Annotated in this window: 23 protein-coding genes; 10 read left to right on the top strand and 13 right to left on the bottom strand. The window is 72.0% G+C overall.

Annotated features, from left to right (window positions below; genetic code table 11):
* Positions 1-837 carry a universal stress protein gene (locus ACO2TI_RS10955; protein WP_423284257.1) on the bottom strand — a complete coding sequence of 279 codons (837 nt, stop codon included), beginning with the start codon at positions 835-837 and terminating at the stop codon, positions 1-3.
* Between the two features lie 91 nt (positions 838-928).
* Entirely contained in the window at positions 929-2,188 is a 1,260-nt protein-coding gene (locus ACO2TI_RS10950) for a putative Na+/H+ antiporter (RefSeq protein ID WP_423284255.1), read from the bottom strand.
* A 267-nt stretch (positions 2,189-2,455) separates the two neighbouring features.
* Here ACO2TI_RS10950 and ACO2TI_RS10945 point away from each other — a divergent pair, with 267 nt between their 5' ends.
* Positions 2,456-2,827 (top strand): TraR/DksA family transcriptional regulator, encoded by a 372-nt coding sequence (locus ACO2TI_RS10945; protein WP_423284254.1) that lies wholly within the window; start codon positions 2,456-2,458, stop codon positions 2,825-2,827.
* Between the two features lie 34 nt (positions 2,828-2,861).
* On the opposite strand, the gene ACO2TI_RS10940 is transcribed toward ACO2TI_RS10945, so the two are convergent.
* The 4 genes from ACO2TI_RS10940 to ACO2TI_RS10925 form a co-directional block, all read right to left on the bottom strand.
* The gene (locus ACO2TI_RS10940) at positions 2,862-3,110 is read right to left on the bottom strand and encodes a hypothetical protein (protein ID WP_423284252.1); all 249 of its coding nucleotides are present in this window, start codon (positions 3,108-3,110) and stop codon (positions 2,862-2,864) included.
* A 105-nt stretch (positions 3,111-3,215) separates the two neighbouring features.
* A complete protein-coding gene (locus tag ACO2TI_RS10935) occupies positions 3,216-4,598 on the bottom strand; it encodes a phenylacetate--CoA ligase family protein (protein WP_423284250.1) in 1,383 nt (460 codons plus the stop codon).
* A 54-nt stretch (positions 4,599-4,652) separates the two neighbouring features.
* A complete protein-coding gene (locus ACO2TI_RS10930) occupies positions 4,653-5,291 on the bottom strand; it encodes a response regulator (protein WP_423284248.1) in 639 nt (212 codons plus the stop codon).
* On the bottom strand, positions 5,270-7,027 hold the full coding sequence (locus ACO2TI_RS10925) for a response regulator (RefSeq protein ID WP_423284247.1): 1,758 nt from the start codon (positions 7,025-7,027) through the stop codon (positions 5,270-5,272). The genes ACO2TI_RS10930 and ACO2TI_RS10925 overlap by 22 nt, the downstream gene beginning before the upstream one ends.
* A 118-nt stretch (positions 7,028-7,145) precedes the next feature.
* Here ACO2TI_RS10925 and ACO2TI_RS10920 point away from each other — a divergent pair, with 118 nt between their 5' ends.
* A complete protein-coding gene (locus ACO2TI_RS10920; RefSeq protein WP_423284246.1) occupies positions 7,146-8,693 on the top strand; it encodes an HDOD domain-containing protein in 1,548 nt (515 codons plus the stop codon).
* A 40-nt stretch (positions 8,694-8,733) separates the two neighbouring features.
* Here ACO2TI_RS10920 and ACO2TI_RS10915 read toward each other — a convergent pair whose 3' ends face one another.
* The 4 genes from ACO2TI_RS10915 to ACO2TI_RS10900 form a co-directional block, all read right to left on the bottom strand.
* A complete protein-coding gene (locus ACO2TI_RS10915) occupies positions 8,734-11,241 on the bottom strand; it encodes a response regulator (protein WP_423284245.1) in 2,508 nt (835 codons plus the stop codon).
* A 267-nt stretch (positions 11,242-11,508) separates the two neighbouring features.
* Positions 11,509-11,745, bottom strand: a complete 237-nt coding sequence (locus ACO2TI_RS10910; protein WP_423284244.1) for a hypothetical protein — start codon at positions 11,743-11,745, stop codon at positions 11,509-11,511.
* A 154-nt stretch (positions 11,746-11,899) separates the two neighbouring features.
* Positions 11,900-12,268, bottom strand: coding sequence for an SPW repeat protein (locus tag ACO2TI_RS10905; protein WP_423284243.1), 369 nt, complete (start codon positions 12,266-12,268; stop codon positions 11,900-11,902).
* Positions 12,269-12,349: 81 nt separating this feature from the next.
* Positions 12,350-13,021 carry an energy transducer TonB gene (locus ACO2TI_RS10900; RefSeq protein WP_423284241.1) on the bottom strand — a complete coding sequence of 224 codons (672 nt, stop codon included), beginning with the start codon at positions 13,019-13,021 and terminating at the stop codon, positions 12,350-12,352.
* A gap of 211 nt (positions 13,022-13,232) precedes the next feature.
* Between ACO2TI_RS10900 and ACO2TI_RS10895 the strand changes: the two genes are divergently transcribed.
* The 5 genes from ACO2TI_RS10895 to ACO2TI_RS10875 all read left to right on the top strand — a co-directional run bounded on the left by ACO2TI_RS10895 (position 13,233) and on the right by ACO2TI_RS10875 (position 18,174).
* The gene (locus tag ACO2TI_RS10895) at positions 13,233-13,604 is read left to right on the top strand and encodes a TraR/DksA family transcriptional regulator (RefSeq protein WP_423284240.1); all 372 of its coding nucleotides are present in this window, start codon (positions 13,233-13,235) and stop codon (positions 13,602-13,604) included.
* Between the two features lie 136 nt (positions 13,605-13,740).
* Positions 13,741-14,523, top strand: a complete 783-nt coding sequence (locus ACO2TI_RS10890; protein ID WP_423284238.1) for a Crp/Fnr family transcriptional regulator — start codon at positions 13,741-13,743, stop codon at positions 14,521-14,523.
* A gap of 92 nt (positions 14,524-14,615) precedes the next feature.
* Complete coding sequence (locus ACO2TI_RS10885; RefSeq protein WP_423284237.1) at positions 14,616-15,338, top strand: winged helix-turn-helix domain-containing protein; 723 nt, start codon at positions 14,616-14,618, stop codon at positions 15,336-15,338.
* A 3-nt stretch (positions 15,339-15,341) separates the two neighbouring features.
* A complete protein-coding gene (locus ACO2TI_RS10880) occupies positions 15,342-17,342 on the top strand; it encodes a PAS domain S-box protein (protein WP_423284235.1) in 2,001 nt (666 codons plus the stop codon).
* Between the two features lie 73 nt (positions 17,343-17,415).
* Positions 17,416-18,174: a hypothetical protein gene (locus ACO2TI_RS10875; protein ID WP_423284233.1), complete on the top strand. Its 759-nt coding sequence runs from the start codon at positions 17,416-17,418 to the stop codon at positions 18,172-18,174.
* Positions 18,175-18,203: 29 nt separating this feature from the next.
* Here the strand turns inward: ACO2TI_RS10875 and ACO2TI_RS10870 are convergent, their stop codons facing one another.
* Positions 18,204-19,049 carry a universal stress protein gene (locus ACO2TI_RS10870; protein WP_423284231.1) on the bottom strand — a complete coding sequence of 282 codons (846 nt, stop codon included), beginning with the start codon at positions 19,047-19,049 and terminating at the stop codon, positions 18,204-18,206.
* 176 nt (positions 19,050-19,225) lie between these two features.
* Between ACO2TI_RS10870 and ACO2TI_RS10865 the strand changes: the two genes are divergently transcribed.
* Entirely contained in the window at positions 19,226-19,603 is a 378-nt protein-coding gene (locus ACO2TI_RS10865; RefSeq protein WP_423284230.1) for a hypothetical protein, read from the top strand.
* 29 nt (positions 19,604-19,632) lie between these two features.
* Here ACO2TI_RS10865 and ACO2TI_RS10860 read toward each other — a convergent pair whose 3' ends face one another.
* Together ACO2TI_RS10860 and ACO2TI_RS10855 are read right to left on the bottom strand one after the other, a co-directional pair.
* Complete coding sequence (locus ACO2TI_RS10860) at positions 19,633-22,101, bottom strand: penicillin acylase family protein (RefSeq protein ID WP_423284228.1); 2,469 nt, start codon at positions 22,099-22,101, stop codon at positions 19,633-19,635.
* A gap of 97 nt (positions 22,102-22,198) precedes the next feature.
* On the bottom strand, positions 22,199-22,708 hold the full coding sequence (locus ACO2TI_RS10855; protein WP_423284227.1) for a DUF1993 domain-containing protein: 510 nt from the start codon (positions 22,706-22,708) through the stop codon (positions 22,199-22,201).
* A 105-nt stretch (positions 22,709-22,813) separates the two neighbouring features.
* Here ACO2TI_RS10855 and ACO2TI_RS10850 point away from each other — a divergent pair, with 105 nt between their 5' ends.
* Positions 22,814-23,824, top strand: a complete 1,011-nt coding sequence (locus ACO2TI_RS10850; protein ID WP_423284226.1) for a D-2-hydroxyacid dehydrogenase family protein — start codon at positions 22,814-22,816, stop codon at positions 23,822-23,824.
* On the top strand, positions 23,821-25,032 hold the full coding sequence (locus ACO2TI_RS10845) for an MFS transporter (protein WP_423284225.1): 1,212 nt from the start codon (positions 23,821-23,823) through the stop codon (positions 25,030-25,032). Before ACO2TI_RS10850 ends, ACO2TI_RS10845 begins: the two co-directional genes overlap by 4 nt.
* The last annotated feature ends 2 nt before the right edge of the window (positions 25,033-25,034 follow it).

The raw sequence follows: 25,034 nt of genomic DNA, 5'->3' as shown, positions 1-25,034 counted from the left end.
CTAATGCGCGAACAGCGTCGGCAGCCTCATCGACTGCAGCACCGTGCGCGTGACACCGCCAAGCAACCTTTCGGCTGCGCGCGAGCGGCCATAGCAGCCCATCACCAGCAGATCGGCCCCGACGTCGTCCGCCAACTCGAGCAGTGCCTGGCCCGACAGCGGGCCGTTGCGCCCGTGCTGGACCACCGGCGCGACGACGCCGTGGCGCTCCAGATGCGCTTCCAGCGCGCCGACTGAAAGCTCCGGCGACGCGTCGACCTCGACCGCGCGCAGCACGTGGACCTGGCGAGCGGCACGCAGCAGCGGCAGCGCGCCGTCGACCGCGCGCGCGGCTTCCCGGCCCGGCTTCCAGGCGATGAGCACGATGCGGTCGGCCTGCTCGTACTCGCCCGCGCACGGCAGCACCAGCGTCGGGCGGCCGCTGCCCAGCACCACGGTCTCGACGAAGTCGGACGGCACGCCGATGCCCGACGCGTCGGCCGGGTCGTGCTGGCCGAGCACGACCAGGTCGTGGCACAGCGCGGCCTCGACGAAGGTGCCGACCCCGTCTTCGGCGCCGGCGTCGTCCCAGTGCATCGCCGCACCAGGCGCCCGGTTGGCCGTGTCGAAGCTCGCGCGGCCGCGACGGTGCCGGTCGGCGTCGATCGACTGCATGGTCGCCGCGGCTTCATGCCCGGCGGCATGGGCGAACGGCAGGTCGACGAGCCTGGGCCCGAGCGCCATCAAGGCGCTGACCTGCGCGTCGTGCTGCGCGGCGAGTGCCCGCGCGAAGGTCAGGCGCGAGGTGCAGCGCGCACCGGCATCGACGTGCACGAGGATGGAGCGAAGGTCGGGCATCGCGGTCGGCTCCAGGGCAGGACAGATGCCGGCAGCCTATGCGGCCGCGCCGGCGGCGGGATTGCGCGACGTCAAGCGCGCCCGCGCCTGCCTACAGCATTCGAAACGCCAGCACGGCGACCAGCGTGGGCGGCAGCGCCGCCACCAGCAGGCCCAGCGGGTTCACCGTCTGGTCGTCGAAGCTGCCGCGCAGGATCGCCACGCCGGCCGGGTTCGGCGCATTGGCGATCACGGTCAGGCCGCCGCCGGTGACGGCGCCGGCCACGAGCGCCACCTTGAACTCGTCGCTCAGGCCTTGCACCAGCGAGCCGAGGTAGGTCAGCGCCGCGTTGTCGGTGATGGCGGTCAACGCCGCCGCGCCGAAGAAGACCGCGTTGGCGTCCATGCCCAGCAGCACCGGCTGCAGCCACCATTGCTGCAGCCCGCCCAGCACCACCAGGCCGGCAAGGAAGAACGCCACCAGCAGCGCCTCGCGCAGGATGAGCGGCTCCTGGTAGCGCTGGTAGGCGGTCGCAAAACCGAGGAAGAACAGGAACAGGCCCAGGAAGACCGCGGGATGGTGGGCGAAGGCGACGACGCCCGTCAGGAACAGCAGGTGCACGGCCACCACGGCCGCGGGTACCGCCGGCGCTGCGCCGGACGGGCGCTCGGCCATGTGGCCCAGCTGGTGGCGAAACAGCAGCGCCGCCGAGGCGGCATTGACGATCACCGCGAGCGCGGCCTTCCAGCCGAAGTGGCTCAGCATGAACCAGATGTCCCAGTTCCAGGTCGCCGCCACCATCAGCACCGGCGGCGCGGCAAAGGGCGTCAGCGTGCCGCCGATGGAGATGTTGACGAACAGCACGCCGACGGTCGCGTAGCGCAACCTGGTCGACACGGGCTTGGCGAACAGCGTGTCGCGCAGCATCAGCGCCGCGAGCGTCATCGCGGCCGGCTCGGTGATGAAGGAGCCCAGCAGAGGCACGACGGCGAGCACGACGAAGTACATCGACATGCCGCGGTTGAACGGCATGAAACCCGCGACCCGCCGCACGATGCCGCCGGCCATCTGCAGGATCGGCCGCGTGCCGGCGATCACCATGATCGCGAACACGAACATCGGCTCGGTGAAGTTGCGCGACTCCAGATACTGGGTGGCCGGCTCCTTGCCGTTCACCGCGAACATGAACAGCATCAGCACCATCGCCCAGAAGCCGAACACGACCTCGACCTCGCCGAGCAGGTGCCACAGGCCGGCGTGTCGCGGCCGCGTGTGGGCCAGCTGCTCGAAAAACTTGGTGGAGAAGGTGTGGACCAGGGCGACCGCGAAGAGCACGGCGCCGAGCAGCTGAATCGTCGAGGGGGTGGTCATCGCGCGTGATCGATCCCGCGTGGCGGCCCGACCATCGCGCACAACCTGCTGCGCCGCGCCGGGTTCCACCCGCACGGCTCAACACCCGCGGCGATTGTAGGCAGGCCCTGCGGCCCTTCACGGCCGATGCACGAGCATCGACTCACGAGCCAGGCGGCCATGACGCGATCGGGCGGTCCCGCCAGGGAACCGTCCGGCGCCTGATCGGCCTCCAACCACGACGCCCTCGGACGACACGGCCGAGTCGACACGCGCAAGGAGACGACGATGGACCCCGCCACACAGACCCACCTGCCTGCGCTGCGCCAGTCGCTGCTCGAACGCCTGCGCGAACTGCAGGCCGAGCTGTCAGTGCGCGAGCCGCAGCCGCTCGACAGCACGGACGTCGGCGACCTCACCGACACCGCGACGCAGCGCGAGTTCGAGACGCTGCACCAGGCCGAGGAACAGCGCGATGCCGACGAGCTGGGCGCCGTGCGCGCGGCACTGGAGCGCATGAACGCCGGCCGCTACGGCGACTGCGCCGACTGCGGCGAGCCGATCCCGCTGCAGCGCTTGCTGGTACAGCCGGCGGCCGAGCGCTGCACGGCCTGCCAGACGGCTCACGAGCAGGCGCACGCCGTTTCGAGCGCGGGGTAGCGCCTGTCGCGCTGAGCGGCGGCCGCAGCGCCGGTCAGGCGAGCTGTTCGGTGCCGTTGTGCCAGATCAGCCACGGCGGCAGCTGGAAGCCTTGCTGCTGATAGGCCTGCAGCCACTGCGCCTGCCATTCGAACCACGACGACGCCAGGGCGAGCTGCGCCTGCAGCCACTGCTCGAACAGTTCACCCCCGGCTTCCACCAGCTCGCCGCCGGCGTCCATCAGGGCCTGCGTGGCGTCGTCGGGCGAGTTGGCGGCGTCGAGGGTTGGGTTGCGTCGGGCCATCCTGGTCTCCTTGGTCGGCCGCTGCGAAGAGCGAGCGGCAAGTGAACAATCTAGTGCGCGTCGCGCCGGGCGTCGAAGAAACAGGCACCGCCAGCGCAAAAGAACTTACGGGCAAGCGGCGTTCCCGGTTGCGCTGGCCACCACGCGCGGTCGCTTGCCACTGTGGCCGACCATGCTCGGCTCGCCGCAGTGCACCGCGAGGCGCACGCCGCCCGCGCCTTGCGAGCGCAGGTAGGCCGCCAGTGCCTGGCGCGAGCGGCGCGTCGTGGCGGCGTCGGCCGCACCGCCCAGCGTCAACTCGAGCAGGCGCGGGCCGTGCTGCACGAGCTGGAAGTCCGACCAGCCGGCGTCGTCCTCGATCACCGTGGTCAGCGCCAGCGGCGGCAGGCGGACCGCGTGGCCGTGCGCGCCGGTCACCCACAGCGAGTCGTCGATGCGCCCTTCGACCTCGATCACCGGCAGCGGACTGCCGCAGGCGCAGGCATGGCCGGCGATGCGCACGCGATCGCCAAGGTCGTAACGGATCAGCGGCTGCGCATGGTTGGCGAGATTGGTGAGCCAGGTCGTGTGGCAAGGCGTGCCGTCGGGCACCGGCCGGCCGTGCCGATCGACCTGCTCGAGGATCGCCCAGTCGCAGTTGAGATGCAGGCGCCGGTGCGCGCACTCGCAGGCCAACGCGAGGAACTCCGACGCGCCGTAGCTGGCCCACACCGGGCAGCCGAAGGCACGCACGATCACGTCGCGCATGCCTTCGGTCAGGGCCTCGCCGCCCGTCCACAGCTCGCTGAGTTCGAGGCGCAGCTCGCCGCGCTGCGCAGCCTCGGCCAGCATCAGCGCCGCGGTCGGATAGGTCGCGACGATGGTCGGCCGCCAGGCATTGAGCGCCGCCATCAGCTGCTGCCGCGGCTGCAGGAACGAGAAGCCCTGCAAGCGCCGCGTCATGCCCGGGATCCGATGCCGCAAGCGTTGCACGGCCGCGATGCTCGCGAAGTGGCCACCGGTCGCGCCGACGAAGGCGATGCGCTCCGTGAGCAGCGCCGGATCCATCCAGCGCCGCGCCGACGGCACGCGCCGCACCGCTTCCAGTGCCTCGTAGACGCCCATCGCCGCCTCGTCCTGGACGAACACGCCGGGCTCGCCGCTGCTGCCCGAGCTCTGCCACACCGTGTAGCGGCCGTCGACCGGCAAGCCGATGCGCTCGGGCGCACGCATGAAGGCCTGCAGGCCGGCCAGCGTGAGGCTGCGGTCGGTCAGCGAGTCGTCGAAGCGCGCCATCAGCTCGCGCCGGCTCAGCGGCGGCTGCGACTCGAAGCACGCGCCGTGGCGCTCGAAGCGCTCGCGGTACAGCGCACTGCCTTCTGCCGCGCGCATCAACGCCGCCAGCCTCCGCTGCCGCCGCGCGGCCAAGCCTTGCCCACCCGACCATGGCGCAAGCCCGGCGTCGAGCGCGCGCGCGCCCGCATGCCACAGCTCGGCCGAAGTCAGCATTGCCGGATCACCGCCTTCAAAGAACCAAGACTAGCGCCTGTTCGACGCGGCGTGCTAACGCTCATCGAGATCGACCATGCCCTCGCGCACGGCCCAGCGCACCAGCGCCGCCGCATCGGCCAGGCCGAGCTTGCGCATCAGCCGGCTGCGATAGGTGTCGACCGTCTTCGGTGAGAGGTGAAGCTGCTCACCGATCTCGGCGCTCGAGGCGCCGCGCGCGACCATCACCACCACCTGCCGTTCGCGCGCCGACAGCGCGCGCGCCGAATACGCCGCCTCCGTCAGGCCGCGCACCGCGAGCTCGGCCTCGTCGGGCCCGAGATGGCGCTCGCCGCGCGCCGCGGCCTCGACCGCCCGCAAAAGTTCGGCCGACGAGGAGCCCTTGAGCACGTAGCCGTGCGCACCCAGGCGCAGCGCATCGGCAATGTGCTGCGGCCGCTGCGACATCGTCAGCACGACGATGCGCGACTTCACCGCGCGCCGCCGCGCGTCGTCGAACAGTTCGAAGCCGGAACGCTGGCCCAGCTGCAGGTCGAGCAGCACGACATCGGGCTCCAGCCGCGCGATCTCGACGCTCGCCGTGCCCGGGTCGTCGGACTCGCCCACGACCTCGTGGCCGGCCGTCTGCAGCAGCGTGCGCAGGCCTTCGCGCACCAGCGCGTGATCGTCGATCAGGTAGATCCGGCATCGCATGGTTCGGGTTCCTTCCACTCCAGCCGCACGGTTGTTCCGCCGGACACGGTCGATTCGATCGCCAGGATGGCGCCGATCGTGCGCGCGCGCTCGCGCATGCCGACCAGGCCCAGGTGCCCCGGCTGCTCGGCCGGCAGCTGCGCCATGCCGATGCCGTCGTCGGCCACGCGCAGCGCCAGCCGCCCGCGCGCGCCTTCGATCGACACGCTGACCGAGCGCGCCTGCGCATGGCGCAGCGCGTTGTGCAGGGCCTCGCGCGCGACCATGAACGCGGCGTACTCGACATCCGCGGGCCAACGGGCGCCGGCGAGCGAGTGCAGCACCAGCGCAACCTGGGGGTAGAGCCGGGTGCACTCGCGCAGCTCGCGCTCGATCGCCGCGATCAGCCCCTGTTCGTCGAGCAGCGCCGGGCGCAGGCCGCTCAGCGTGCCGCGCAGCTGCCGGTGGGCGACACCGATCAGCTCGCCGATGCGCCGCGCCTCGTCGGCGGCGATCGCGCCTGAGCCGCGCATCGTCGCGGCATCGTGGACCAGGCGCAGGGCGGCCAGCGTCTGGCCGAGCTCGTCGTGCAGAGCCAGCGCCAGGCGCTGCGTCGTGCCCTTCTCCTGCTCGAGCAGGCGCTGTGAGAACCACGCCAGCTCCCGGTGCGAACGCGCCAGGGCCTGCTCGGAATGGCGGCGCTGGTCGGCCTCGATGCGCAGCTCGGCGGCGCTGGCGCTCAGGCTCGCGTGAGTGTCGAGCAACTCGATCAGCACCGCGAACTCGGCGGCCATGGCGAGCGCGAACATCTCGTCGTCGTCGTCAAAGCCGCCGTCGGAGGCGGCGCGCCACAGCAGTAGCGCCCCATTCCCGGCGTGGCTGGGCCCCAGTCTCACCGCGAGCGCCGACCACGGCCCCGGGCCGACGGCGCCCGGCAGCGCGTCCGGCCCGAGCGAATGCCGCACGCTGCCGTGCGCATGCCAGACCAGCGCCAGCGCGCTGCCGTCGACCGGGTGGCCGAGCAGCGTCTGGGCGGACGGCGGCGCCAGCCCGCGCGCCTCGACCTCGCGGATCACCAGCGCGTCGTCGACCAGGGCCAGCACGGCGCCGCGCGCGTCGAGCAGGCGCATCGCGGCGTCGCAGAACAGCTTCAGGAAGCTGCGCCGCTCGCGCACGGCCGCGAGGTCCAGCGTGGCTTCCATCAGGGCCGCCATGCGCGAGGCGCTGCGGCGCAGCCGCGCATGCTCGACCGAGGCGCCCGAGGTCGTGCCGCGCGCCGGCGCCTCGGCCTCGCCGGCCAGGCTGCGGCTCAGCATGCTCCAGGCCGAGACCGTGCCGTAGCGGTCTTCGTCGTCGCCGCTGTCGCTCTCGGTTGCCGCGGACGACCCGGCGCGCGACAGCGCATCCTCCACCGCCGTCAGCAGCGCCGCGGGCGAGGCCGGTTTGGCGAGTACCGTGTGGACGCCGCAGGCATCGGCCAGTCGGCGCGCATCGCTGCTGCGGTAGGTGGCGGTGTAGAAGATGACGCGCGTGGCCGACAGCCGGGCGCTGGCCCGCACGCGTTGCGCGAACTCGACGCCATCCATCACCGGCATCAGCACATCGGTGATCACGAGGTGCGGGCGCGCCTGTTCGACCACGTCGAGCGCTTCGCTGCCGTCGGCCGCCTGCAGCACCTCGTGGCCGGCGTGCGCGAGCACCTGGGCCACGTAGTGACGGTTGGCGGCACGGTCGTCGACGACCAGGACACAAGCCACCGTGCCAAACCTCCCTTCTGACCTCGCGAGTCTGCGCGGCGGTCGCCGGCGCCCTCCTCCTCCATTTGTAGGATGCCGCGGACGGACGGCCGGCTTAGTGTCCGCTGTCAGGAATGCCATGACCAGCGGGCCAGCCAGCAAACCACCCACCGGCGCGCCGAACGCGCCATCGCCGTCCGACCCGTCCGGCAGCGGACGCATCGAGTTGCGCCTGCGCTCGATCGACGACCTCGATCAGCCCGCCACCACGGCGGCTGGAAAGGGCGCCACGACCGCCAAGCCGGCCGAGACGGCCACGCCGCAGTCGCTGACCTCGTTCGACTGGCTGGACACCATCGTCGACGAGGTCGTGCTCGGCAGCGACGCCGGCGCGCAGCCGCCGGCACCGGGTGCCGGCCTGAACCAGCCCACCCAATGGCGCGCCACTGGCATCGAGACCGTGCCGGCGGCCGAGGCCTTGCCGGTCGACGTGCTCGACCAGGTGCTGCTCGGCTACTCACCGATCATGGACCGCCACCACGGCGTCGTCGCGACGCGCCTGACCGTGGTGCCGGTGAGTCCCCACCGAACGCTGGACGCCGGCGCGCTGCTCGAGGCCGTGGGCCGCGTGTGGCCGATCGACAGCGGCGCCGTGTCGCTGAACGTGGCGTCGGAAAGCCTGCTCAAGGAGCTGCTGCGGGCGCGCCCGGACCCGAACATCATGATCGAGGTGCCGGCCTTCCTGGCGGCCGAGACGGCCGGCGTGGCGGCGATCATCGAGCTGGCCGCGCGCGGCAACATCTTGTTGATGAAGGGCCGCCCGCGCGTCGAGCTGCCGCGCGCCGTGCTGCACTGCTTCAAGTGGTCGGTCGTCGACATCGGCGAAGAGCGCCGCGTCGGCGCGCCAACGCCATCGCAAGGCGTGCAGCGCATCCTGCCTTGCATCCAGACCGGCGTGCGGACGACCGAGGAGATGCGGCAAAGCTTCGAGCGCGGTGCGATCGCGGTGATGGGCTGGCCGCTGGAGGACCCGGTGACGCCGCGGCGTTCGCAGGCGAGCCCGGACCTGCAGGTGGTGCTGGAGATGATCGCGCGCATCGACCGCAACGAGCCGGCCGACGCGATCGACCAGGTGCTGGTGCGCGACCCGGTGCTGGCCTTCGAGCTCATGCGGCATGTTCGCAGCGCCTCGCCGGGGCCGCTGCGGCTGGAGACCGGCTCGTTCCGCCAGGCGATCTCGATCCTCGGCCACCAGCATCTGCGGCGCTGGCTGGCCGGCGTGCTGGCGCGCACCGCCGAGACCGTGCACCTCAAGCCGGTCAACTTCGCGGCGCTGCGCCGCGGCCTGCTGATGCGCGAGCTGACCTCGGTCACCGACGATCCCGCGCTGCGCAGCGAGATGTTCATGTGCGGCGTGTTCTCGCTGCTCGACCACATCCTCGCGCGCCCGATCGGCGAACTGCTGGCCACGCTGGCGGTTCCCGAGCGCGTGCGCACGGCCCTGGTCGACGGCCGGGGAGACTGCTTCGTGGCGCTCGAGCTCGCGCGCGCGATCGAGTCGGAAGACCCGCACGCGATCCGCCGTGCCGCGGCCGCGGCCTTCGTGACGCCGCGGGAGATCAACCGGGCCCTGATGCGCAGCCTGCGCGTCGCCTTGCAGCTCGAGCGCAGCACCCGCGTGGCCTGACGCGGCCTGCTGCGGCCCGCGGCGGCCGCGAATCCGGCAATCAGTGCAGCGCCGCCTCGCCGAGCGGGCCGATCGCGCGCTGCACCTCGCCGATGAAGCGGCCCTGGTCGAACTGAGACTTGCCGACGATGTCCTGGATCTGCCCGTTCAGGCGCAGCCGGTCGCCGGCGCTCAGGTCCTGCGCCGTGACGACGACGATCGGGATGTGCGCGGTCGATGGGTCGGCCTTCAGCGCCTCGACCACGTCGAAGCCGCTGACCCCGGGCATCTCCAGGTCGAGCGCGATCAGGTCGGGCCGAAAGCGCCGGGCCAGCTCGATGCCTTCGCGCCCGCCGAGCGCGCGCAAGACGGTGTAGCGGCGCTGGCGCAGCTGCGACGACAGCAGCTCGACGGACTCGGCGTCGTCGTCGACCACGAGCACCGTGCATTCTCGCTGCGCGTTGGGCACCAGGCCCAGGCGCTCCAGGCCCTTGGCCAGTGCCTGGTGCTCGATGGGCTTTTGCAGCACCAGCGAGGCACCGAGCGAAAAGCCCTTGCCCGGCTCCGCCGCGACCGACACGACGACCACCGGCACGGCGGCCCACGCCGGCATGCCCTTGAGCTTGGCGAGGAACTCCCAGCCGTCCATGCCGGGCAGGATGATGTCGAGCGTGATGAGGTGAGGCGTGAACTCGTCGGCCAGCGCCAGCGCGTCTTCGGCCGACGCGACGCGCCGCACGGCCAGGCCGAGCGCCTCGAGCTGGGCGGCCATCAGCAAAGCGGCCTCGTGGTGGTCTTCGATCACCAGCACGACGGGCCGCGACTTCGCGGCCGGCGCACTCTGCTGTGCCCGCTCCTCGGGGCGGCAAGGCAGCCAGACGGTGAAGCAGCTGCCGCGCCCGGCCTCGCTGGTCACCGCCGCTGCGCCGCCGTGCAGTTCCACCAGTCGGTGCACGATCACCAGGCCCAGTCCGGTGCCCTCGACGTTGCGGGTCACCGCATTGGCGATCTGCGTGAACGGCTTGAACAGCTTGTGGATGTCCTGCGGCGCGATCCCGATGCCGCTGTCGGACACCGAGATCTCGACGAAGCGCTCGGTCGCCGATTCCGGCAGCGGCAGCCGCATGCCCTCGTGAAAGCCCGGCAGGCCCGAAGCGGCGCGCTCACGCGCCACGACACGCAGGTCGATGCGCACCTGCGCGCCCTCGGCGCTGAACTTGACCGCGTTGGACAGCAGGTTCAGCAGCACCTGCTTGATGCGCCGCCGGTCGGCGTCGATCAGGCCGACGTCTTCGTGCTCGACGAGCTCCAGGCCGATGCCGCGCTTGCGTGCCTGTTCGGTGACCATCGTCGTCACCTCGTGCAGCAGCGCATCGGGCCGCAGCGGCTCGGGCTCGATCTCGATGCGGCCGGCCTCGATCTTGGAGAGATCGAGGATGTCGTTGATCAACGCGAGCAGGTGATGGCCGCCGTCCAGGATGTAGCCGGCGAAGCTGCGCTGCCGCTCGGACACCGCGCCGGCCATGCCGTTCTTGAGCATCTCGGAGAAGCCGATGATCGCGTTGAGCGGCGTGCGCAGCTCATGCGACATGTTGGCCAGGAACTCCGACTTGAAGCGCCCCTGCTCCTCCAGGCGTCGGTTCGACTCGCTCAGTTCCGCATTGACCGACTGCAGCTGATGCATCACGCGCCCAAGCTCCGCCGAGCGCAGCGTCTCGCGCGCATGGGCATGCACCAGGCGCGCGTGCAACACGCCGTTCTCGAGCAGCAGGCGCGCGAGCACGAAGGTCGCCGCCGCGAGCCCGTAGGCACGGCCCGCATAGAAGCCGAGGTCGAAGCGCCCGGCGTTGAGCACGGCCGAAAGGCCCACGTCGAACAGCCACGCACACAGCACGACCGCCAGCCACAGGTCGAGCACCGACGCCAGCCGCCGCTGCCATGCCAGCAACGCGAGGGCCACCAGGCTCGAACACCAGGTGGCGCCGACGACGAAGACCATCGCCGGCGTGTAGCGGTTTCCGCTCATGATGGGCGGCAGCAAGGCCTGGCCGGCGGTCGCGACCGCGGCGGCCCCCAGCGCGGCCGCCACCGCCGCCGCGCTGGCCGCGGCAACGATCGCCGTGCGCCGCCGATCGCGCGGCAGCGCATCGCGGCGGCCGCCGCGCAGCAGCGCGTAGGCGATGACGAAGAGCGGGAAGCCGCCGTGCCAGAACATGTAGATCCAGGCCGTGCTCTGCGGGCCCGCGCCGATCAGGCCGGCGGGCGCGAACAGGCCCGGAAAGCTCAACGCGTGCGTGGTCGTGGCGGCGGCGGTGAACAGGTAGCCGCAGGCCAGCGCGAGCAATGCCGCCGAGCCGCCGATGAGGCACTGGCCGAGCAGCATCACCGCCGTGATCAGGTCGGTGATGACGAGTGCCGACTCGTAGATCGGAATGAAGGCCCAGACCGGCGCCAGCTGCCGCTGCGCGAAGGGCGCACAGGCGAGGAAGATGACGGTCGACGCCAACGCCACGGCCAGCGCAAGGCGACGCTCGCCGGGGCCGGCAGGCCAGTCGGCCAGCGATGTCACGGGCGAAACGCCCGGCTCCTCTGGCGACGATGCTTCGTCGATCGCGCGTCCCATATCGTCGATCTGACCACCGGCTCGGGCCGCGAGACACTGTCACCTCTTACAGCTGATCGATGACATGAGGTCGAGCGGTCCGGACCAGCGGTTCTCGAACACCCTTTCCCGGACGGACGTTGGCACCTTACGGGCTGTCAAGGCCCGTCACATCCTTCCGCCTGAGGAGGATGCGCAGGTGCTGTGCTTGCGTGCAGCCCGTCGCCATGCCGCTCAGGGCTGCCGGCGGACCTTCGGGTCGTGCTCGGGCTGCAATGTCCAGTCGATCGCATCGCGCGGCGTCGGATGCGCGCGATCGGCGTGCGTCGCGCCGCTCACCGCGATCGGGTCGCTGGCGGGGAAGGTCTCCTCGATCGCCTCGTCCAGCAGTTCCTGATACGAGGGCATCTCGTCGGGCGGCGGCCGGGCGCCATCGTCCGCGCGCCGCGGCTGCGAATCGGCTGCTTGCATCACGATCCTCCTGCGGCGGCGCAAGCCCGTGCTCGCCAGACCACCGACGGCGGCCTGCGGCAATCGCAGTGCCTGCCCATGACCGGCCGTTTCTGACGCAACAAAAATGGGCGGCGCGCGCTACCGCGTGCCGCCCATGGTCAAGCGGCGATGCTCAGTGCACCGTGCGGTCGCGCCGCCACCAGGCGCTGTACTCCTTGTCGGTGGCCAGCGTCCACAGTGCCAGCACCAGGATCGCCACGCCGGTGCCGACGGCGACATTGCGAGCGTCCAGATGGGCCGCAAAGCCCAGCACCCAGGGGGCGACGATCATCCACAGGCCCAGCGCGCCTTCGGACCACTCTTCCCAGGCGCGCGGCACGAAGATCGCGCCGGCCGCCACGGCGACGAGCGCCAGTCCGATCACCACCGCGTTGGCCATCGCGGCGGTCTCGTCCGCGTAGCTGATGGCCCACGGCGACAGCACCAGCCAGGCCCCCAGCACGGCGTTGACCGCATCTTGCCAATGCCTCAGCTGCTTCATGGTCACACCTCCTGTCGTTCAAGCAACGACGTCGACTGCACCGCTTTGACTACGCCAGCGGCGGCGTGTTCCTGGCACCGTTCATGAGCCTTCATCCACCAGGAATTCAAACTCCTGCACCACGCGCACGTCCTGCTCACTCGACAGGCAGCGGTACTGCAGCATCGCCGCGCGCACCGCGGCGTGATAGACGCGCGGCCCCGACGCGACGGTGACGTCGCGGATCGCGCCGCGGCTGACCAGCGCCTCGGCGCGCACGACGCCGGAGATGTGTTCCTGCAGCGCGCGGCGCGGGATCTCCGGGCGCACCTGGGTCGGACATGCGATCGCCACATCGACCGCGCGCTCGCCGGCGCCCGCGGCCATCAGCGGTGCCGGCGCAGGCGGCACGACGATCGGAGGCTCGACGGCCGGCATGATCGGGCTCGTCTCGGCAATCGGCGAAACCGCCGTCGGCGGCACGGCAACCTCCGGCGTCGGCACGTAAGGCGGCGGGGGCGCGGCAAGGGGACGCGGCGACGCCGGCACGACGCGCTGGGGTGGCGGTGGCGGTGGTGGGAGCGGTGGCGGGAGCGGTGGCTCGACTTCGGCCACCACGCGGGCCGACAGCGGCTTCTTCACCAGCGGCACGGCCTCGCGCGCCAGGCCGCTCCACAGCGCCTGCGCCGCCAGCACGTGCAGCGCGGCCACCGCGCACAGCGCCGCGACGCGACGGTGCGCATGATGGCCCAGAGGCTCGAACCGGCGATCCATGCTGGCTGCGATCCGCGCCGCGGCGAGTCGCCTCCTCGTGCGAGGCGTCGCGCGGCACGCGCTCCTGCATGCTGGGTGCGGCGTCGGGCCGGCAAGTTCCCCGGGTCACGATCGGCGGCAGCCGGGCTGCGCCGTACGCGCACCACTTCTTGACAGCGCGCAAGCCGCCGGCCGACCGAACCGGCTAGCGTTCGAGCCGTGGAGATTTGCCATGGACCATGCCATTGCCTTGGATCACGTCACCCTGCGCCGCCTGCTCGAATTGCGGCTCGGTGACCTGCGCGCCGACCTGCAGCGCGCGTCGCCGCCGGCCGAGGACCACGACGCCAGCGAAGTGAGCGACCAGAAGGACAGCGCGACGCAGGCGCAGTTCGCCGCGGTGCGAAACGCCGAGGAGCGCCGCGACATCGACGAGATCGTGAGCGTCGAGGCCGCGCTGCACCGCCTGGAAAGCGGCACCTACGGCATCTGCATGCAATGCGGCGAGCCGATCGCCGCGCAGCGGCTGCTGGCGCAACCCGCCGCCTTGCGCTGCGCGGCCTGCCAATCGGAGATCGAGCGGCAGCGCGCCGCGCGCCGCTGACGGCCCTCAACGTCACATCGCGTCACACCGTTGTGACGCAGCGTTACGCAGCGATGCGCGGCATTGGCATGCGCGTGGCAGGCCCTGACTAACGTTCACCCAACGCCCCGTCACGGACCATCCACCGGAGATCACGATGCCGCTGCAAGCCGCCGTCCAACCCGCCCCGCGCGTTCTCGTGCATCACCTGGCCGACCAGCGGCCGGCCCCCAGCGCGAGCGCCTCGCATCACACGATCCCGCGCGTCGACGGACTGGGGCTGATCGAGCGCCATGTCGAGGTGCAGCGCCGCATGCTGCGCGCCGGCGAGGCCGTCTACAAGGCCGGCGACCGCTTCACCCACCTGCACATCGTCCACTCGGGCTGCTTCAAGGTGGTGAACGTGTCGCCCGACGGCCGCGAGAAGGTGGTCGCGGTGCGCTTCAAGGGCGACTGGCTGGGCTTCGACGGTATCGCCGACGGCCGCCACGACTGCGACGCGATCGCAATGGACACCGGCGCGGTGCTCACGCTGCGCTACGACGCGCTGGTCGACGCCGCGCGCGCCGAGCCGGCGCTGATGATGGCGCTTCACGCGGCGATGAGCCGCGAGATCGCGCGCGACCGCACCAGCATGATGTCGCTGTGCACCCTGCCCTCGGACGCGCGCGTCGCCGAGTTCCTGCGCGACTGGGCGCAATCGCTCGCCGAGCGCGGCCTGCGCACCGACCAGATCACGCTGCGCATGACGCGCGCCGAGATCGGCAACTTCCTCGGCATGACGCTGGAAAGCGTCAGCCGCGCGCTCTCGCGTCTGGCGCGCGAGCAGGTGATCCGCTTTGCCGAGAAGGCGCGGCGCGAGTTGCAGATCCCCGACATCGGCGCGCTCGAGCGCTTCATCGAGCGCTGCTGCGCACCGGCGCGGGCGACCCTCCAGTAGAGGAGTCATTGCCGCGCGGCAGCGCCGCGGCGTGCGCAGGCGGTCTAGGATCGGGGGTCCCCCACCCTGGCATCGATGCGCCCCCGCCCAACGTGACCGCTGCCGTTCACATCGCCATCCTCGACGACGAAGCCGATATCACCCGCCTGGTGGCCCGCTATTTCCAGGGCCACGGCTTTCGCGTCAGCGAACTCCACCACGCCGCCGCGCTGGCGGACCTGATGGCCGCCGATCCTGCGGCGCTGGTTCTGCTCGACCTGGGCCTTCCGGGCGACGACGGCCTCACGGTCGCGCGCCGCCTGCGCGAGCAGTGGCGCTGCGGCCTCGTCATCGTCACCGGCCGCGGCGACGCGGTCGATCGCGTGGTCGGCCTGGAGCTCGGTGCCGACGACTACGTCACCAAGCCCTTCGACCTGCGCGAGCTGGTCGCCCGCGTCAAGGCGGTGCTGCGACGGCTCGACCCGCAACCGGGCGCTGCATCGCAAGCCGCCCCGGGCGCCACGCACAGCCGCCGCTTCGCCGGCTGGACGCTGGACACCGCGGCACGGCGTCTATGCGACGCCCAGGGCCGCGAGGTCGCGCTGACCACCGGCGAATACGACCTGCTGGCGACCTTCGTCGCGCATCCGGGGCGGGTGCTCTCGCGCGACGCCCTGCTCGAGTACACCCGCGGCCGCGAGGCCGGCCCCTTCGACCGCACGATCGACATGCAGGTCGCGCGGCTGCGCCGCAAGATCGAGGCCGATCCGGAGTCGCCGCAGATCATCAAGTCGGTGCGCGGCGCCGGCTACCTGTTCGTGCCGAGCGTCGAGTAGCCCATGGAGCTCGAGCCGCCCGTGCAGCCGCCCCAGGACGACGGCCTGTTCCGCTCGCTGTTCGCCGCCTATCCCGACGCGCTGCTGGTGGTCGGCGGCGACGGGCGCATCGTGCAGGCCAACCCGATGGCCGCCGAGCTGCTCGGCTGGGGCCTGGACGAGCTGGTGGGCCTGTCGGTCGACCAGCTGGTGCCCGACGCGATCCGCAGCCACCATGCCGCCTACCGCGAGGCCTACGGTCGCGCGCCGCGCTCGCGTCCGATGGGCACGCAGATGGACCTCGTCGCGCGCCGCAAGGACGGCAGCGAAGTGATGGTCGAGATCGCGCTGAGCCCGCTTCAGCAGCACGGCCTGCCCTACGTGGTGGCCGCGATCCGCGGCATCGGCGCGTACCCGCGCGTGCGCCAGGCGCTGCAGCGTGCGCGCTACGCGGAGCAGCTGGCGCAGTTCGGACGGCTTGCGGTCGACGCGGCGGAGCCCGCCGCCCTGCTCGACCGTGCCGCCCAGACGGCCCAGGACGCGCTGCAGATCGAGCGCTGCGCGGTCTTCCTGCTGGAGCGCGAAGGCCGCGTGCTGCGCCTGGCCAGTCAGGCCGGCGCGTCGCCGCTGCGCGTTGGCGACGAGATCGCCGGCTGGCGCGAGTCGGAGCTCGGCCGCGCAATCCAGGAGGGCCAGACACTGGCGTTCGCGCCGCCCGATGACGGGCTGGCCAGCGCGCTCGCCGTGCCGCTGTCGGACCGCGGCCGTGCGGTCGGCGCCGTGTTCGCCGCGTCGTCTCAGTCGCAGCGCTTCGGTGCCGACGAGCAGCGCTTCCTCGAATCGCTGGCCAACGTGCTGGCCACGACGCACAAGCGCGCCGAGACCGAGGAGCAGCTCGCGCATGCGCAGCGGCTCGAAAGCGTCGGCCAGCTCACGGGCGGCATCGCGCACGACTTCAACAACCTGCTGACGGTGATCGCCGGCAACCTGCAGGTGCTCGAGGAGCTGCCGGCAGTGGCCGGCGACCCGCTGAGCGGCGAGACGGTCGACGCGGCCGCGCGCGCGGCGCGCCGCGGCGCCGAGCTCACGCGCAAGCTGCTCGCGTTCTCGCGCCGCCAGGTGCTGCAGCCGTCGCACGTCGATGCCGGCGCCCTGGTGCGCTCGCTGGCCGACATGCTGCGCCGCACGCTGGACCAGCGCATCGAGATCGGCGTGGAGATCGAGGACGGCTGCTCAGAGTGCTGGGCCGACGCCGGCCAGCTCGAATCGGCCCTGCTCAATGTCGCGATCAACGCGCGCGACGCGATGCCCGGCGGCGGTCGCCTGTCGTTCACCGTGCGCCGCGCGACGGTGCTGCCCGCCACGCCCGGCCACGAAGGGCTCGACCCCGACCGCGCCTATCTTGAGCTGGCCGTATCCGACACCGGCGCCGGCATGAGCGACGACGTGCGCGAGCGCGCCTTCGAGCCCTTCTTCACCACCAAGGAGACCGGCTACGGCACCGGGCTGGGCCTCAGCACGGTTTACGGCTTCGCCCGCCAGTCGCGCGGCACCGTGACGCTCGACAGCGCCTTGCAGGCCGGCACCACGGTGACGCTGTACCTGCCGCTGGCGGCCGAAGGCAGCGCCGCGGCCGCGCGCGCGCCGGCCGCGGCTTCGCTGCCGCCTGGTCTGCGCATCGTGCTGGTCGAAGACGACGCCGAGGTGCGGCGCATCGTGCGCCGCCACCTCGTCGCGCTGGGCTGCGAGGTGGCGAGCTACTCGACCGGCGAGGAAGCGCTGCGCGCGCTGGCCGACGGCAAAGCCTGCGATCTTCTGCTGACCGATGTCGCGCTGGGCACCGGCTTGCGCGGCACCGAGGTGGCGCGCCGCGCGCTCGCGCTGCACCCCGGGCTGCCGGTGCTGTTGATGTCGGGATTCGCGGGCGACCTGCCCGAGGTGCCGGCGGGTCTCGACCTGTTGCGCAAGCCGTTTCGCCGCGAGCAGCTGGTCGAGGCGATTGCCGGCGTCCTGCTGCGCGCTTGACGGCCATCAAGTGGGCGCGGCGCAGCCCGCGTAGGCTGGCGACACCGCGTCGTTAGCGCGGTTCGCGCCCGCCATGCCCGCTTCCGAAAAGTTTCCCCATCGTTCCCTCTGGTCCGCGCAGCGCCTGTCGGCGCGCGAGATGGCCCGTTTGTTCGACATCGCCGCGGGACTGCGCGGCGACGCAGCCGCCGCCAGCGCCGGCGCGGCGCTTTCGGGTCGCCACCTGGCCCTGGTCGGATCGCTCGACGGCCACGGTGCGCAAGGCTTCATCGACTGCGCGACGGCGCTCGGCGCCCAGGTTTCGCAAGTCGATGCCAATGCCCTGCTCAGCGCGCCCGTGCAACGCCTGCCCGAGCTGGCGCGCATGCTGGGCCGGCTCTATGACGGCGTCGACTGCTGCGGCCTGCCCGAAGCGCTGGTCGACCAGATCGAGCTCTACGCCGGCGTGCCGGTGACCAACGGCCTGGCCGATCCGGCGCACCCCTTGCGCCTGCTCGGCGACCTGCTGACGATGCAGGCCTGGTCGGATCGTGCGCTGCGCACGCTGCGGCTCGAACTCTCGGATGCCACCGCGCCACTGACACGCGCGATGGCCGAACTGGCGACGCTGCTCTCGCTGCAAGTGCAGGCACCGACGCTGGCGACCGTCGATGGCGACGGCGCGCCTGGCGACCAAGCGTCCTGCGATTTCGTCTTCGTGCCCGGCCGCACGGCGGCCGAGCGGCTGCGCCTGCCCGGCGGCGGACCGGTGTCCGCGAGCGCCTTGTCGATGCTGGCCCAGGCACACGAGCGCCTGGGCTTGCAGGCCTTGCTGATTGCGGCGCTGGGCTGAGAAGGCGCCGCGACGCCGCGGCGCCTGGCTCAGTGGGCCAGCAGTGTCGGCACCGTCATCGCCTTGAGCACCGTGCGGGTGACGCCGCCGAGCACCCATTCGGCCGCGCGCGAGTGGCCGTAGCAGCCCATGACCAGCAGGTCGGCACCGACGTCGCTGGCCAGCGACAGCAGCGCTTCGCCGGACAACGGGCCGGTGCGACCGTGCTGGACCACCGGCGCGGCGATGCCGTGGCGCGCCAGGTGCGCCTCGAGCGCGCCCTGGGCCTGCGCGGTCACCGGCGACTCGTCGCCTTCGGCCGCGCGCAGTACGTGGATCTGGCGCGCCGCGCGCAGCAACGGCAGCGCGCCGTCGACGGCCCGCGCAGATTCCTTGCCCGGCTTCCAGGCGATCAGCACCTCGCGCCCGACCTGCTCAAAGCTGCCCGCATAGGGCAGCACCAGCGCCGGCTTGCCGCTGCCGAGTACCACCGCCTCGACGAAATCGGGCGGCGTGCCGTAGCTCGACGCGTCATCGGCATCGCGCTGGCCGAGCACGAGCAGGTCGTGGCACAGCGCGGCTTCGACGAAGGCCGCGACCGGCGGCGCGCTGCCGGCATCGCTCCAATGCATCTGCGGACCGGGGCCCCGGCTGGCGGCTTCGAAGCTCATGCGCCCACGATGGTGCCGATCGGTGTCGATCGCCTGCATCGCCGCCGCGGCCTCGGGCCCGGCGGCGTAGGCGAACGGCAGGTCCGCGAAGCTCGGCGAGACCGCCATCAGCGCGTCGACATGGGCGCCGTGCTCGGCGGCCAGCGAGCGCGCGAGGCTCAGTCGCGCCGCGCAGCGCGTGCTGCCGTCGACGTGGACCAGAAGGGAACGAAGCTCTGAAGACATGGTGGGCGCTCCTGCAGATCGCGAAGGCGAATGGCCGCCAGCTTAGGCAGGCGCAGGACGGCGCGGTTGCGTTGCGTCAAATGCTGCCGCGGGTTCGATTCGGTATCGCGGTGTAAGACCTCTGCAGCGCCGCGGCAAACGGCCGATAGTCATGTCGACGACCGTCTCGCTCAACCATGTACGACCGCCATCTTCTTTGTGCGCCGACCGGCGACGTCACGCCGGCCCTGATCGAAAAGCTGAAGTCGCGCCGCAGCCACGGCCGTTGCGCAAGCGCATCGGAGGTGCGCATCAAGCTGCCGAACGGCGTTCTTCGCTTTCGCACCGCACCGGGCGCCGCGCCACTGGCCGCCGGCCACCCCGTCTACGTCTGGTGGAGCGACGAGGCATTCGTCTGCGCACCGGTGCACGAAGTCGACGCCCACGAGATGCCGCACGGCGACGTCGGCGCCCAGGTGCAGCGGGCGCGCGAAGCGCTCGCGCAGGCGCGCCGCGACCGCCCCGCGCGGCTCGCCGCCGAGCTCGCGCACACCGTCGACCTGCGCCTCGACTGATCCGCACCCGGCACAGCCGGCGCCGACGTTCACCGGGACTGAAGCACCAGCCGGTGCGAAGCCGGCGCGCCGTCGCCCCACAGCGGCAGGTACTCGGCGCGCTGCCAGGGCTGCAGGAAGTCGCGGTAGCCCGGCTCGAACACCAGGCCGCTTTGCCCGCTGGAGTGCATGACCCGCGAGCGCTGCGGGTCGGCCAGGTCGTACAGCGCGCGCAGGCTCGGGCCGTGCTCGTTGAGGTAGAGCTCGCCCGTGGCGGCGTCCGGGCGCAGGCCGACGCGCGAGACATTGACCGTGAAGGTGTCGCCGCCGACCGGCGCACGCAGCTCGAACCAGCGCGCCAGCGCCGGCACCTTGCTGAACGGCCGGTGCTCGGCGCGCGCATGGTGGGCATCGCCCCAGCGCCAGCGCGAGACATCGTGGCCGTGCGCCGCCGCGAGCTCGTCGAGCGCACGCGTCAGCGCCGCGTCGCGCTGCATCGCGCAGGTCTCGACCGCCGGCGTGCCGCGGTCGTCGCACCAGCTCGTGTCGTCGCGCTCGAGCACGTTTTCCAGCGCCTCGCGGAAGCTGCGGCTGCCGAGCTGGCGTTCGTAGAGCGCGGCCCCGACGTCGTCGGCGAACAGCGCCTGCGTCAGCTGCCTCACCCAGGCCCACACGATCAGCGGCTCGGGGCGATCGGCCGCCATCGTGCCGTCGAAGTCGGCCAGCAGGCGCTGCGCCTCGGCCGCCAGCGGGTGATCGGAGCGCGCGGCGCGCAGTTGCGGCAACAGCCGGCGCGTGGCCAGCGATAGCTCGTCGCGCTGGATCGACGCCAGCGATTCGAGCGTGTGGCGCGGCGTGGCCGCCAGCAGCTGCTCGATGCGCTGGTGGCGGTAGGGCGCGGCCCATTCGCTGGTCAGGTAGTGCGGGTACAGCGGGCCGTGGATGCGCTGGTTTGCGGTGGCGATCCAGCCGCGCGGCGGATCGATCTCGCGCGGCGTCTGGTCGGCGTCGATGAAACCGTCCCAGTCGTAGCGCGCATCCCAGCCGGGCGCCGGCACGAGGCCGCGCAGGTCGTTCTCGGCCTTGCGCAGCGGCACGCGCCCGGCCGCGACGAAGGCGATGTGCTCGCGGTCGGCGACCACCATGTTCTGCATCGGCGCGGTGTAGCGCGCCGCCGCGGAGATGAACTCCTCGACCGACCCGGCGCGGTTGAACGCCAGCCCGGCCGACACCGCGCCCGGGTCCGGGTCGAGCGCGGTCCAGCGCAGCGCGATCGCGTAGCGCGGCGCGCCGTGTTCGCTTTCGCCCAGCAGGCCCGCGGTCGCGGCGCTGCCGGCGTCGGAGATCACCGGGCCGTGGCGGCTGCGGCGTGCGGTGAAGCGCACATCGGACGCGCCCTTGACCTTGATGACTTCGTCGAAGCTCTCGAAGCGCGCCCAGCGCTCACCGTCGCGCGCGCCGCCCTCGCCGGTCTGGTAGCGGCCGGGATCGCGAGGATCGAGCCGCTCGAGGTAGAGGTCCTGGACGTCGGGGTTGGTGTTCGTGAAGCCCCAGGCGAGGTTGCGGTTCTGGCCCAGCACGACGACCGGCAGCCCCGGCATCGTCGCGCCCGCGACCTCGAGTCCCGGCGCGTGCAGCCGCGCGAAGTACCACAGCGCCGGCGCGCTGAGCTTGAGATGAGGATCGTTGGCCAGCAGCGGCGCACCGCTGGCGCTGTGGCTGCCGGCGACGACCCAGTTGTTGGAGCCTGCGCCCTCGACCGCGCCTTCGCCGACGACGCGCGCGAACAAGCTGCTCGGCGACGCCGAGGCCGTGCCGGTCTCGCCGGCGGCCAGGCCCAGCCGCCGGAACAGCGTCGCGTAGTCGCGCACCGGCGGCGGCGCCTCGCCGCCAGGCGGCGGCAGCAGCTGCGCGACGCGCTCGACCGGCATCGAGAGCGAAAGCCGCAGCCGCAGCAGCTCGGTGCCCCAGTTGCCGCCCAGGTCCCAGGCCATCATGATCGACCACGCCAGGCTGTCGACCGGCGTCCAGTCCTCGGGCTCGATGCCCAGCAGCAGGAACTCGGGCGGGCGCGCGCGCAGGTGCTGGCGCCGCCAGGCGTTGACGCCGGCGGCGTAGGCCTCGAGCGCGCGACGCGTCGCGGCGTCGGCCTTGGCCCACTGCTCGGCGGCGGCGCGCCGCACGCCCAGAGCGCGCAGGAAGCGGTCGGTCTCGACGGCGGCGGGGCCGAAGGCCTCGGCGAGCCGGCCGGCGGCGATGCGCTTGTGCGTCTCGAGCTGCCACAGGCGGTCTTGCGCGTGCGCGAAGCCGAGGCCGAACCACGCGTCCTCGGGCGAGGCGGCGCGGATCGTCGGCACGCCTTGCGCGTCACGCTCGATCACCAGGTCGGCCAACGGCCCGCGCACGGGCAGCACGCCATCGACCAGCGGCCTGGCCCGCATGACGTAGAGCGCGAGCGTTGCCGCCGCGAGCCCGGCGAGGAGCAGCAACGCCGCCCCGATGCGCAGAAACCACTTCATCACGAACGAGTTTTATCGCCGCGACCGCACACGGTATCGGGGCTTACCAGACGGGGGTTGTCCCGGGGGCTGATCGCCGCCGGGCCGGCCCAGGGCTTCAGCGCGCGCCGAGGAAGTCCTGCTTGCCGAGATCGACGCCGTTGTGGCGCAGCAGCGCGTAGGCGGTGGTGCAGTGGAAGAAGAAGTTCGGCAGCGCAAAGTGCTTGAGGTAGCTCTCGCCGTCGAACTGCAGCGGCTCGCCGCTGCGGCGCGGCACCGAGATCTGCATCGCTTCCGTGCCGGCAAAGCGCTCGGCCGGCACCGACTCGATGAACGCGATCGTTTGCGCGATGCGCTGGCGCAGCTCGTCGAAGCTGGCTTCGGTGTCGGCATGCTTGGGTGCCTCGACGCCGGTCAGGCGCGCCACGCACAGCTTGGCCGAATCGCAGGCGATCTGCACCTGCTTGACGAAGGGCAGCATGTCCGGCGCGAGGCGGGCCTGCAGGTAGACCCCGGTGTCGAAGCGCTTGGCCTCGGCGTGGGCCTGGGCCTTGTCGAGCCAGGCCGCGAGGTTGGCGAGCGTGCGCTTGAAGATCGGGACGCTGGCGGAGTGCATGGTGATGGACATGGCGTCGTCCGGGGCAAGAGTGTGCGAAAGGCCGGGATGCTATCGGACATGGGCCGGGCACGCAGGCGACATGGCATGCACAATCGCCGCACACGCCGAGCGCCCATGAACATCATCATCCTCGACGACTACCAGGACGCGGTACGCAAGCTCAAGTGCGCGTCCAAGCTCGACGGCTGCAATGCCAAGGTCTTCACCAACACCGTCAAGGGCATCGGCCAGCTTTCGGTGCGCCTGCGCGACGCCGACATCCTCGTGCTGGTGCGCGAGCGCACGGCCTTCCCGAAGCAGCTGCTCGAGAAGCTGCCCAGGCTCAAGCTGATCGCGCAGACCGGGCGCGTCGGCTCGCACATCGACATCGAGGCCTGCACCCGCCTGGGCATCGCGGTGGCCGAGGGCGTGGGCTCGCCGGTCGCGCCGGCCGAACTGACCTGGGCGCTGATCATGGCGGCGACGCGCCGGCTGCCGCAGTACATCGGAAACCTCAAGCACGGCGCCTGGCAGCAGTCGGGCCTGAAATCGGCCTCGATGCCGCCGAACTTCGCGCTCGGCACCGTGCTGCGCGGGCGCACGCTGGGCCTGTGGGGCTACGGGCGCATCGGCCAGCTGGTGGCCGGCTACGGCCGCGCGTTCGGCATGAAGGTGCAGATCTGGGGCAGCGAGGCCTCGCGCGAACGCGCGCGCGCCGACGGCCACGAGGCCGCCGCCTCCCGCGAGGCCTTCTTCGCCGACAGCGACGTGCTCAGCCTGCACCTGCGCCTGAGCGACGCGACGCGCAGCGCCGTCAAGCTCGACGATCTCCTGCGCATGAAGCCCTCTGCGCTGTTCGTCAACACCTCGCGCGCCGAGCTGGTCGAAGAAGGCGCGCTGGTCTCGGCGCTCAACAAGGGCCATCCGGGCATGGCCGCGGTCGACGTGTTCGAGAGCGAACCCATCCTGCAGGGCCACCCGCTGCTGCGGCTCGAGAACGCGGTGTGCACGCCGCACATCGGCTACGTCGAGCTCGACAGCTACGAGATGTATTTCAGCGCCGCGTTCGACAACGTGCTGGCCTTCATGAAGGGCGAGCCGACGAACATCGTCAACCCGGACGCGCTGAAGGTGCTGCGCGGGTGAGCACGCTGACGGCCAGCGCCGGGGAACGGCTCGCCGCGCTGCGCTGGTCGCTGCTGTTCGGCAACTTCGTGATCGGCTGCGGCGTGATGGTCGTGGCCGGCTCGCTCAACGACCTCACCCGCTCGCTCGACGTGAGTGTGGCCGTCGGCGGCCAGCTGATCACGGTGGCGGCGGTCGTGATGTGCGTCGGCGCGCCCTTGCTCGCCGCCGCGGTCGGCGGCATCGACCGGCGCCGTCTGCTGGCCTGGTCGCTGGTCTGGTACGGCATCGGCCACGCGGTGTGCGCGCTGGCGCCGAACTACGCGCTGCTGACGCCGCTGCGCGCCCTGACGATGCTGGCCGCCGCGGTGTTCACGCCGCAGGCCGCCGCCGCGGTCGGCTCGCTCGCGCCGCCCGAGCAGCGCGGCCGCGCGATCACCTTCATCTTCCTTGGCTGGTCGGTGGCCTCGGTGTTCGGCATGCCGCTGCACAGCTTCATCGGCGAGACCTTCGGTTGGCGCTACGCCTTCGCGCTGGTGGGCGCGCTCGGGCTCGTCGGCGCCGCCTGGGTGTGGAACGTGGTGCCCGACGGCGTGCGGCCGCCGGCGATGAGCCTGCGCGCCTGGCGCGAGGTCTTCACGCATCCGGTGCTGATGGCGATCGTCGTCGTGACGGCGCTGTCGGGCGCGGGGCAGTTCACCGTCTTCACCTATTTCGCGCCCTACTACAAGAGCGTGCTTTCGGCCGGTGCGACCGAGATCAGCCTGCTGTTCGCCTGGTTCGGCGCCTTCGGCGTCGTGGGCAACGTGCTGCTGAGCCGCCACATCGATCGCGTCGGCGCCTCGCGCGTGGTGGCCCTGCTGCTGGCGATGATCGCCGCCTCGCTGCTGCTGTGGCCACTGGGGCGCGGCTTTGCATCGACGGCCCTGATCCTCGTGCCCTGGGCGCTGGCGCTGTTCGCCGCCAATTCGGCCCAGCAGGCACGCCTGGGCGAAGCGGCACCCGCGCTGGCGCCGGCACTGATGGCACTCAACACCTCGGCGATCTACCTCGGCCAGGCAGTCGGCGCGGCCGGCGGCGGCGCCATCGTCGCGGCCCACGTCGCGGCCGGCGACACCGGACGCGCCGTGTATGGCGCGATCCACTGGGTAGGGCTGGGCTGGGTGCTGGCGGCGCTGGCGCTCAGCGTGTGGGCGGATCGCAGGATGCGCGGCGGCCAGGCGTTCTGAGG

This window comes from Caldimonas sp. KR1-144, assembly GCF_049446155.1.
Lineage (GTDB): Bacteria > Pseudomonadota > Gammaproteobacteria > Burkholderiales > Burkholderiaceae_C > Rivibacter.
This window is presented reverse-complemented; position numbering and strand designations above follow the sequence as displayed.

What these genes read in the sequence shown, in the direction of transcription:
- ACO2TI_RS10955 (WP_423284257.1), bottom strand. Translation starts at nt 837, where the DNA reads ATGCCCGACCTTCGCTCCATCCTCGTGCACGTCGATGCCGGTGCGCGC.
- ACO2TI_RS10950 (WP_423284255.1), bottom strand. Translation starts at nt 2,188, where the DNA reads ATGACCACCCCCTCGACGATTCAGCTGCTCGGCGCCGTGCTCTTCGCG.
- ACO2TI_RS10945 (WP_423284254.1), top strand. Translation starts at nt 2,456, where the DNA reads ATGGACCCCGCCACACAGACCCACCTGCCTGCGCTGCGCCAGTCGCTG.
- ACO2TI_RS10940 (WP_423284252.1), bottom strand. Translation starts at nt 3,110, where the DNA reads ATGGCCCGACGCAACCCAACCCTCGACGCCGCCAACTCGCCCGACGAC.
- ACO2TI_RS10935 (WP_423284250.1), bottom strand. Translation starts at nt 4,598, where the DNA reads ATGCTGACTTCGGCCGAGCTGTGGCATGCGGGCGCGCGCGCGCTCGAC.
- ACO2TI_RS10930 (WP_423284248.1), bottom strand. Translation starts at nt 5,291, where the DNA reads ATGCGATGCCGGATCTACCTGATCGACGATCACGCGCTGGTGCGCGAA.
- ACO2TI_RS10920 (WP_423284246.1), top strand. Translation starts at nt 7,146, where the DNA reads ATGACCAGCGGGCCAGCCAGCAAACCACCCACCGGCGCGCCGAACGCG.
- ACO2TI_RS10910 (WP_423284244.1), bottom strand. Translation starts at nt 11,745, where the DNA reads ATGCAAGCAGCCGATTCGCAGCCGCGGCGCGCGGACGATGGCGCCCGG.
- ACO2TI_RS10905 (WP_423284243.1), bottom strand. Translation starts at nt 12,268, where the DNA reads ATGAAGCAGCTGAGGCATTGGCAAGATGCGGTCAACGCCGTGCTGGGG.
- ACO2TI_RS10900 (WP_423284241.1), bottom strand. Translation starts at nt 13,021, where the DNA reads ATGGATCGCCGGTTCGAGCCTCTGGGCCATCATGCGCACCGTCGCGTC.
- ACO2TI_RS10895 (WP_423284240.1), top strand. Translation starts at nt 13,233, where the DNA reads ATGGACCATGCCATTGCCTTGGATCACGTCACCCTGCGCCGCCTGCTC.
- ACO2TI_RS10890 (WP_423284238.1), top strand. Translation starts at nt 13,741, where the DNA reads ATGCCGCTGCAAGCCGCCGTCCAACCCGCCCCGCGCGTTCTCGTGCAT.
- ACO2TI_RS10880 (WP_423284235.1), top strand. Translation starts at nt 15,342, where the DNA reads ATGGAGCTCGAGCCGCCCGTGCAGCCGCCCCAGGACGACGGCCTGTTC.
- ACO2TI_RS10875 (WP_423284233.1), top strand. Translation starts at nt 17,416, where the DNA reads ATGCCCGCTTCCGAAAAGTTTCCCCATCGTTCCCTCTGGTCCGCGCAG.
- ACO2TI_RS10870 (WP_423284231.1), bottom strand. Translation starts at nt 19,049, where the DNA reads ATGTCTTCAGAGCTTCGTTCCCTTCTGGTCCACGTCGACGGCAGCACG.
- ACO2TI_RS10865 (WP_423284230.1), top strand. Translation starts at nt 19,226, where the DNA reads ATGTACGACCGCCATCTTCTTTGTGCGCCGACCGGCGACGTCACGCCG.
- ACO2TI_RS10860 (WP_423284228.1), bottom strand. Translation starts at nt 22,101, where the DNA reads ATGAAGTGGTTTCTGCGCATCGGGGCGGCGTTGCTGCTCCTCGCCGGG.
- ACO2TI_RS10855 (WP_423284227.1), bottom strand. Translation starts at nt 22,708, where the DNA reads ATGTCCATCACCATGCACTCCGCCAGCGTCCCGATCTTCAAGCGCACG.
- ACO2TI_RS10850 (WP_423284226.1), top strand. Translation starts at nt 22,814, where the DNA reads ATGAACATCATCATCCTCGACGACTACCAGGACGCGGTACGCAAGCTC.